The 7,925-nt window shown below is 54.7% G+C and carries 9 protein-coding genes and 1 pseudogene; 3 read left to right on the top strand and 7 right to left on the bottom strand.

The genetic code is table 11. The features are described from left to right. Positions 1-59: 59 nt before the first annotated feature. A pseudogene (locus AO277_RS29020) lies at positions 60-242 on the top strand (hypothetical protein); the annotation flags it as partial. A gap of 275 nt (positions 243-517) precedes the next feature. On the opposite strand, the gene AO277_RS08535 reads toward AO277_RS29020, so the two are convergent. The 5 genes from AO277_RS08535 to AO277_RS08555 all read right to left on the bottom strand — a co-directional run bounded on the left by AO277_RS08535 (position 518) and on the right by AO277_RS08555 (position 5,878). Beyond that, complete coding sequence (locus tag AO277_RS08535; RefSeq protein ID WP_044320049.1) at positions 518-1,675, bottom strand: RNA/DNA-binding domain-containing protein; 1,158 nt, start codon at positions 1,673-1,675, stop codon at positions 518-520. Further along, positions 1,657-4,323 carry a TrlF family AAA-like ATPase gene (locus tag AO277_RS08540; protein WP_044320048.1) on the bottom strand — a complete coding sequence of 889 codons (2,667 nt, stop codon included), beginning with the start codon at positions 4,321-4,323 and terminating at the stop codon, positions 1,657-1,659. The genes AO277_RS08535 and AO277_RS08540 overlap by 19 nt, the downstream gene beginning before the upstream one ends. 109 nt (positions 4,324-4,432) lie before the next feature. Beyond that, complete coding sequence (locus tag AO277_RS08545; RefSeq protein ID WP_015060673.1) at positions 4,433-4,867, bottom strand: MobA/MobL family protein; 435 nt, start codon at positions 4,865-4,867, stop codon at positions 4,433-4,435. 2 nt (positions 4,868-4,869) lie between these two features. After that, entirely contained in the window at positions 4,870-5,142 is a 273-nt protein-coding gene (locus AO277_RS08550; protein ID WP_044320047.1) for a hypothetical protein, read from the bottom strand. Between the two features lie 94 nt (positions 5,143-5,236). Beyond that, complete coding sequence (locus tag AO277_RS08555; RefSeq protein WP_099258913.1) at positions 5,237-5,878, bottom strand: recombinase family protein; 642 nt, start codon at positions 5,876-5,878, stop codon at positions 5,237-5,239. Between the two features lie 245 nt (positions 5,879-6,123). Here AO277_RS08555 and AO277_RS08560 point away from each other — a divergent pair, with 245 nt between their 5' ends. Beyond that, positions 6,124-6,348 (top strand): antitoxin MazE family protein, encoded by a 225-nt coding sequence (locus AO277_RS08560; RefSeq protein ID WP_015060676.1) that lies wholly within the window; start codon positions 6,124-6,126, stop codon positions 6,346-6,348. Then, positions 6,345-6,671, top strand: coding sequence for a type II toxin-antitoxin system PemK/MazF family toxin (locus tag AO277_RS08565; protein WP_003319696.1), 327 nt, complete (start codon positions 6,345-6,347; stop codon positions 6,669-6,671). The genes AO277_RS08560 and AO277_RS08565 overlap by 4 nt, the downstream gene beginning before the upstream one ends. Positions 6,672-6,882: 211 nt before the next feature. On the opposite strand, the gene AO277_RS29025 is transcribed toward AO277_RS08565, so the two are convergent. Together AO277_RS29025 and AO277_RS29030 are read right to left on the bottom strand one after the other, a co-directional pair. Next, positions 6,883-7,317, bottom strand: coding sequence for a phosphatase domain-containing putative toxin (locus tag AO277_RS29025; RefSeq protein ID WP_236691317.1), 435 nt, complete (start codon positions 7,315-7,317; stop codon positions 6,883-6,885). Positions 7,318-7,342: 25 nt separating this feature from the next. Beyond that, the gene (locus tag AO277_RS29030; RefSeq protein WP_236691318.1) at positions 7,343-7,735 is read right to left on the bottom strand and encodes a protein-tyrosine phosphatase family protein; all 393 of its coding nucleotides are present in this window, start codon (positions 7,733-7,735) and stop codon (positions 7,343-7,345) included. Positions 7,736-7,925: the final 190 nt, after the last annotated feature.

The following is a 7,925-nucleotide window of genomic DNA, read 5'->3' on the forward strand; positions in this document are numbered from 1 at the left end:
CCGAGTCTGCCCAGGTGGCATGACTCAAACAAAAGGGTCTCCGAGAAACCCGGGGCGGTTCAGAGGCTCGACCTGTCATAGAATCACTAGGCTACGGGAATCCGTCGATGTGGTACGCCGCACACGACTACGGCGGCGGAATCGTGCCAGCATACCGATCATTCGAAGATTACTACGCAACAGCGCTTTCAAGCGGCCATACCGACGTTCACCTTAACAACTATTCTCGGTCTTATGAATAGCTGCGTTGGAGGTCGCGGGTGATCGTGGACACCAAGGGCTTCCCCATTGAGCACAAGCCCAATAGTTTCTGTTTGACTCCGCTGCATGTGCCGGATCGACGGAAAGAAGGTGAAGGACTGCGGTACTACAAACGGTCATCTTGAGCTGATCGCTCGGACCCTGATGAAAGACGCACGTGAGGGCCTCGTTGGGCCGTAAGCCCATCGACTCAGACGCGCTGGTACTCGGGCTGGATCTTAAGCGACAAAATTTCCGAGGGCTCCAGCGTATCTATCTACAGCACACCGGGGCGTACTACAATGGCTTTGAACAGATTCCCGGCACGATCATCGACGAGTTCAATTTGCGGCCAGGCCCTCAGTGCGCGCAGCAGGCCGCTACCCAGACCACGGTAAGGCAAGAGCTTGGCGGCGAAGGAAGCCAGGATGGGATTGCGCATATTGGAGTTACCTGCTTTGATGTTTTCAATGGTCAGGTTGTTGGGTAGGTGGCCAGGACTGATGATCTCGACTCGATCCATAAAGACCAGCACGCGCACCGGGGCGCTGATGAAGTAGTCGCGATGTACAAGCGCGTTGGCAACCAATTCTTCCCAGACGATGCGCGGTATCTCGGCCTGACCCGGAGAGTTGAAGCCATGGGCACCCTGCACGGCGCGGGTATTGGCGATGATAAAACCCAGAGCCTGCTGGAACACGTCAGCCAGCTTGCCGGTTATGTCGCGGCTGTCGATGTAGCGCTCGTCCTCAATCTCGTTGCCTACAAAGGCCACTGCCTTGATGATGAAGGCTGGCAGCGCGTAGTGCGGCACCTTGGCAAACAGCAGGCTGCCGGCCACATTGAGGTGTCCTTGGTTCATCAGATTCATGTTGGTCAGCAACTGAGGTAGCGGCTGGTTGTGTAACGCCAGCTGCTCGCCGAATTGCTGCTCAAAAAATGCTTCGAAATAGGGCAAGTCCACCTCCCCCGGGCCCAAGCCCGCCACAGGTGTTTCATCGGCATGTACCAGGCCCGCTTGCTGAAATAGGCGCTGAAGTTCCTCGCGTGAGGTGGCACGGCGCTTGTCTGAGCCATTCTTCACCCAAATAGTGCCGTTTTTATCCATGTATGGCTTGCTGATGCCTTCAGGAATAGCGACGACCATTACTGTGCCATTTGGGTGCGGCACGTTGTCTGTAAACGGATTTACAGCTGGACGGACGTTTTGAGAAGCCGCATTGGAGACAAGTTGGTTGAGGCGAGCCAAGTCGGCACCGGACAGCCCGCGCACCGATCCATCGTCATTCACGCCGATGAGGATGCGCCCGCCAGCGGTGTTGCTAAAAGCAACGATCTCGGCGGCCAACGCATCGGCATTGGTCATGTCAGCTTTGAATTGCTGGCGGCTGTCCTCGCCTCGACTGATGACGTCGATCAGCTCTGTAGTTTCCATAAATTGTAAACCTCTTTACGGCGGTTGAAGGCTTCCTGGCCTCCTTCCATAATGTTGATGATGGCCTCCTGCACCGGATGGGCATCGATGCTACCGCTTTGTGTGGCGACCTTCTCGTCTTGGTACTGAAAGGCGTGCACCTGCTCTGCGTCACCCAGCACTGGGAAGTTGGCGTTGTGGGTAGCGAAGATGAACTGGGCTTGAGGTTTCATCTCGCGCAGCAGTTTGATCACATCGTCATAGATGGTCTGGTTGTCCAAATCGTCTTCCGGCTGGTCTATAATGATGACATCGTTCTGTCGTTGGCTGAGTACATATAACAGCAGGGCCGAAGCGCGCTGTCCGAGCGAGTGGTGCCTCAGCTCCTTGCCGCGATAACGGATCACGAAGCGGTTTGGCACCTGCCATGCGCTAAACTCGACCAGGTACTGCATAAAAGTCTTCTCAAAGACTTCAGGCGCGCTTCCAGCCTTGACTAAAGCCCCAGGCAGTGAACGCAGCAGCCCACCGAAATCGGCATAGTCCTCCATAACCGCTCGCAGGGTGGTTTCGCGGATGTTACTACCCTTAAAAAGCTGCTGCATGAAGCTAATAGCGGCTTCTTTGTCACCTTTGAAGTCAGCTTCGATCTGCAAGGCTGTGTTGACAGCGTTCACGCGATCCAGCTCCGTCTTGATGGTGGTAAATTCCCTCAGCCAAAGTTCATTGAGCTTGTCGATTTCGGCAAATAACGCATCGCGAATGGTGGTCTGCTGTGATTCCTGCTTGGCTAAAGCATCCAGCATTTGCTCCGCCTTGGTTTTGCGCTGTTGCTGGGCCAGAAAATCGTCCGGCTGGATGGCTGTCATACGGGTTTGCTTGAGTTCTTGAGCCAGTTGCCGCTCGACTTGCGCAAACTCCTCCTGAAGACTCTTACTAGCCCCTTCAAACTCGTACTGCTTGGTCCCGAGACGAGCCGCAACAGCGCGCATGTCCTGCTCGATCTGCTTGAGCTGATCGACCCCGGCAACGAGGTTGGAAAATTCGGCGTTGTAAGCCACGAAGAAGTCTGGATTCTGCTTGGAAACGTAGCTCGTCGCGTTGCGCAGTTCGTCCTCATGCTCGGCGATGAGGCTGCCCAAGGCGAGGATGAAGTCGTCTGCACGCTCCGCCATGCGCGCGAGCGCAGTTGCGTCCTGCTGGAATCCCAGACGCTTTTGGAGCTTGTCGGCGACACCGTACTCTTCGAACTTCTTCAGACGGAAGTTCGCATCGGTAAGCTGAGCGTTGAAGTCACGTTTAGTTTCGGCAATGTTGCTGAGCTTGAGCCAGCGTTGCGCAGCTTCGCACACGCGCTGGCGCTGAGTTTCGATTGCTTCGCGCAGCACACGGAGCTTTTCGCCAACCAGTTTCTCCACCAGATCGGTCTCGAAGCCTTCGCCGGTACTTGAGAGATCTTTTTGCCCGAAATAGATCGGGCTGCGCAGCACGGTTTCTCGAATCGAAACGCCGGGTTGCAAGGTGCCGCCCAGATAAACGTTAGGTGCTTCGCGGAAGATGCGGGAGATGGTGAACTCTTGCCCGTAAATATCGCAAGCCGTTAGCGTCACCTTGCCGCCGCTGCCCAAGGTGTGGCGGATCAACTCATCTTTGTACTTGGTGTCCTGTACCTTCTCGCCTCGCGGAATATCAAGAGCATAGCGCACAGCCTCCAAGAGAGAGGACTTGCCGCTGCCCCGGATGCCGATGAGCGCATTGAGCTCGGAGGAGAAGTGCAGCGTCTGCCCGTCGAGAATGCCACCATCAAAGTGGATGCTTCGAATGTGCGAGGCCTTATGTTTCTGCGGTTCCATAGCCACCCGCGCAGCGGGATCACCCAAGGCAAACTTCACCGCCCCGAAGGACAGCTCGCCTAGCTTTAAGTAGCTGGTTTTGCCCCGACCAATTTCATCTATACCTTTGGGGTCGCTGCCTTCGAGTTCCGCGGGGTACCAGCTTTGCAGCCAGCTTTGAATCTTAGTGCGGCAAGGTTTGTCTTTGCCCGCCCCGTCGTGAGTGCGAACCTTCTGAAATGCCAGCGTTCTGCGCCGGAAGAATTCATTTTGCCCCAAATCAGTGAGTCGGCCGCCATCCAGCTCCGCCCACAAGCCACTCGGTGCTTCGACGTGGGCGAAGACTAAAAAGAAGTCGCGGTGATAGCTTTCCAGTTTCTTGATCGTCTCCAAAAGAGACCAGGAGGAACGGCCGTTCTCCTGCTCGTACTGCGCCGGCGTTTTACCTTCGAATGCGCTTGTCAGGAAGGGGTTGATGTGGTCGTGCTCATCAATCCATTCGTCTGAGAATACAACAAGAGTGTGGATGCCATTGGCCCCATCGTTGACCGACAACTCGACGCCCGGCAGCAGGGCAATGCCCTTATTCTGAGCCGTTTTTCGCAGCGCTTTGAACTCATCAAGGTCGAACTTGTTGTGATTAGTGATGACGCCCAGCCGTATGCTAGCTTTCTCAAGCGCATCCACGTAGTTGCTGTGATAGAAGTTGTCATCGCCCGTGTACTTGAATTCGCGATCAGCTCGTGTGTGCAGATGAAAGTCTGCGCGTATCCACTGCGCGCCTTCCGCGAAGACAACTGATCGAGCCCTTGACTGCTTTGGTGGCAGACTTTTCATCGTGCCTTCTCCTTACAGGGGGTTTGTACGCCCAAACCGCCGAAATTTCCGGCCAGCCTATAAACGCGTTCTTTGAGACTGGATAGCGTTACGCAACTGATGCAAAAACCTATTGCCATATCATCTGGAAAGGCAACAGGTTGGCCAGCTTGATGCCAAACGCAGATGCCAGTTTTTGGCGCGCTCCGTCATCCAGTTCGGCGGGTAGCGCGATGATCCACTCTCGACCAGTCCGGCCATCCTTGCGCTTTTCTGCGGATTCGGCGGCGTTCCACAGAGCATTACGCTCGGTGCTGGTGCCGTCCGGAAACATGATCTCTGTGGAAAAAACACCACCGCGCCGTGTGTAGTCATGGACAAGACTGGTGCGGATATCAACCAGCTTAGTACCAGACCGATAGGCAGCAGCAACGTACGAACGTCCGGCGCTACGTGCTATCGGCTTGGTACTGGCGTGGAAGATGGCGATGGTTTCTGCCTCTGTTTTGGCTTGTGATCTCCCCCGAATGCGGCGGTTCAGAAAACGGATTTCCGGGTGTGTCACTTTTAGTGTTCTTTCGGTACCTTAATGAAGCCATCAGCAATACTTTGTGCCAGCAACTCCATCATTTTCGCGAAACGAAAAAAACCTGGATATTGCAGGCAGATATAGTCCATTTGGATTTTTGATGAGCTGTCGAGCACCTGTTTGAAAACCATCATATAGTCATAGCAGCCCTGTAGTAGCTGGCTATCGCCACTTTCTGTCGATGGAAATCGGCTGGCATAATCATGGACTGTCTTCGCCAGCTGGTGTTGCTCTGCGGATAAATCGAGCATTTTTATGCCTAATGAAAAGGGTTTGATATTGTCGTCCGAGGGACCGAAAATACTTCAGCAAGGTCACAGACGGACACTGGACCAAGGCAGCGCCTCAGACATCTGCCTTAGCCGCCAGGTACTGCGACCAAACACGTTTTACCTGGCTGACACTGACACTGACACCCGCCAGCCGCGCAGTCGCTGCAATGCTACACCCGCCGCTTTTAAAGGCAATGATCTGTTCATGCACTTTAGCATTCGGCTTGCGTCCTCTATATAGACCAGCGCTCTTGGCCAAGTCGATGCCCTGCCGCTGTCGCTCTCGCCGGTCCTCGAAGTCGTCACGTGCTATTTGCAGTGCCACACGCAACAGCATGTCTTGTACGCCTTGCAACACCACCTTGGCGACGCCACTGGATGCCTCGGCCAATTCCGATAGATCGACGATGCCGGGAACCGCCAAGCGTGCGCCCTTAGCCTTGATCGCGTCCACAAGCCTTTCTGCTTCGGCCAAGGGAAGACGGCTGATTCGGTCGATCTTCTCAGCGATGACGACTTCACCTGGTTGCAGGTCCTCAATCATGCGCAACAGCTCGGGACGGTCGGATCGAGCGCCCGAGGCTTTTTCGCGATAGACCGCAGCCACGTAGTAGCCCGATGCTCGCGCATTGCCAATGATCGCTTCTTGGCGCTGCAAGTCCTGGTCTTCGGTACTGACACGCAGGTACACCCGCGCAACATTGAGAGTCGTCATCACATGGCCCATTTTGGTATACCTAAATGGACAGAGTCGTGGCGGTCCGCTAGGACGATCCCCCTGATCCTTGGATACGCACCGAAAACGGCGCACCGCAGAGATACCGAGGCCAGGGGAGGGTCTTCAAATTGAAAGAATGGGGATAGAAGTCGAGCAAAGCCGACCCCTTCGCAAAAGGCCTCGGTTGCACTAGGGTGTAGTTATCGCTAAAATGTTACATGTAACTATCTACGGAGGTTTAAATGCCTACATCCCATGTAAATGACCGCGTTCAACGCCATCGCGACGCGCTGCGTGCGGCTGGCCTACGGCCCATTCAGATTTGGGTTCCCGATACCCGGCGGCCAGACTTTGCACAGGAGTGCCATCGACAGTGCCTGTTGGTTGCTCAGGCAGACATGGCCAATACCTATATGCAGGGGTTGATGGACGAAGCCTTAGACGATGTTGAGGGTTGGACGCCATGATGCGAGGTGACCTAGTCACCGTCGCCATGCAAGGTGACTTTGGTAAACCAAGACCCGCCTTGGTAATTCAGGCAAACCAATTCAGCGAACACACCAGCGTTACCGTGCTGCCAGTGACCAGCACCCTAGTCGCAGCACCGCTGCTGCGCATCACCGTTCAGCCGACCGCAGAAAACGGCTTGCAGAAGCCTTCTCAGGTCATGCTAGACAAGACCATGACACTCAAGCGTGAAAAAATAGGCCCGACTTTTGGGCATATCGGAGTGGATTCAATGGTGGAGGTGGAGCGCTGTTTAGCCGTGTTCTTGGGTATCGCCAATTGACACCTTTTCCTTGTGTGGCAAGACAACGTTAATCGGGGTTGTAAGCCGGAACCGCCGAAATTTCCGTCATGGGCGGGAAGCCAGTACTGGTGCGGATTGACGCCAAACTGTGGTTTATCGTACCGGCCAGGCTGCACGCGGGTTTACGGACAGGCACTGGGCTTAAATGCACTTTCTGTTCCGTTGCTCCCCAAACCTCGGCATCCGTCCATTATTCTGACGCTATTTTTGCGCGCCACTGTGTCCAGTTAAGAGGTAATCCGCTTGGGTTGTTGCGGGCATAGTCATGAAAGGCATGCAGAAATTTTAGTCTGTCTTCCAGGAATGGCCGCTTGAGTGCAGAAATGCTGCCTAGATCCGTCATGTTGTAGTCATAGCTGAGCTTGGCCATACGCCTGATGAGAGTTTCTGCTGAATGGTTACGAGCGTTCTTAAGCATGTCGACCATTGTCATGGCCGTGGTGGTACGACCGCGACCGCCGTTACAGTGCACAACTACCGACTCATTTGCCTGAAGGCAGTGGCGCATGATGTTTACTAGCTCGTCAGTCGCTTCCGGGCTCGGCCTATTATGGTCGGTAATGGCCACGCGGCGGTAAGTCGCGCCGGCCGCTGTAACGACTTCTCTTTCGCTCTGAACATTCAAATCTTTCAGTTCTGTCGTCTGAGGATTACTTTTTTTTACCTTTCACATAATTGGCATCGACCAACGTTACAGACTTGGCTCGCTTCAGTTCTGTAATCATGGCACTTTCACGTGCAGCTCCGTCAACTTGGGGTAAACCAGCGTTGGCCCAATCCATCGGGCCACGTAAGGTGACAGGCAAACCGTTGACAATCGCATGAGATTCTTCGCGCAGATCTAATACGGTTAGAGGCCCGCCCCCAAGGGCGGCGCGAATATTCTTCACCTGCTCGACGGAGGAAATGCGTTCACAACCAGCCAATTTCAGATCGGACAATCCGTCCGTCTCCATTCCCGAAGGCAGTTTGCTCAAGTCATTAGTGGCACGGAAGAAAGACATTTGTCCGTGTTTGGGTGGCGGCACTTTGTCGATAACCATAACACATTGGTCTTCGGTTTCCCTCGGGGGCACCGCGTAGCGTAATAAGGCCCGATTCATACCTAGATGCGTACGTTCGCTCAAGCCAGAGGACGCTAGATCATTCGCCGGGGGAGGGCTGAATTGAACCGCCCCGGGTTTCTCGGAGACCCTTTTGTTTGAGTCATGCCACCTGGGCAGACTCGGTGAG

Origin of the sequence: Pseudomonas amygdali (assembly GCF_002699855.1) — a bacterium.
Taxonomy (GTDB): domain Bacteria; phylum Pseudomonadota; class Gammaproteobacteria; order Pseudomonadales; family Pseudomonadaceae; genus Aquipseudomonas; species Aquipseudomonas amygdali.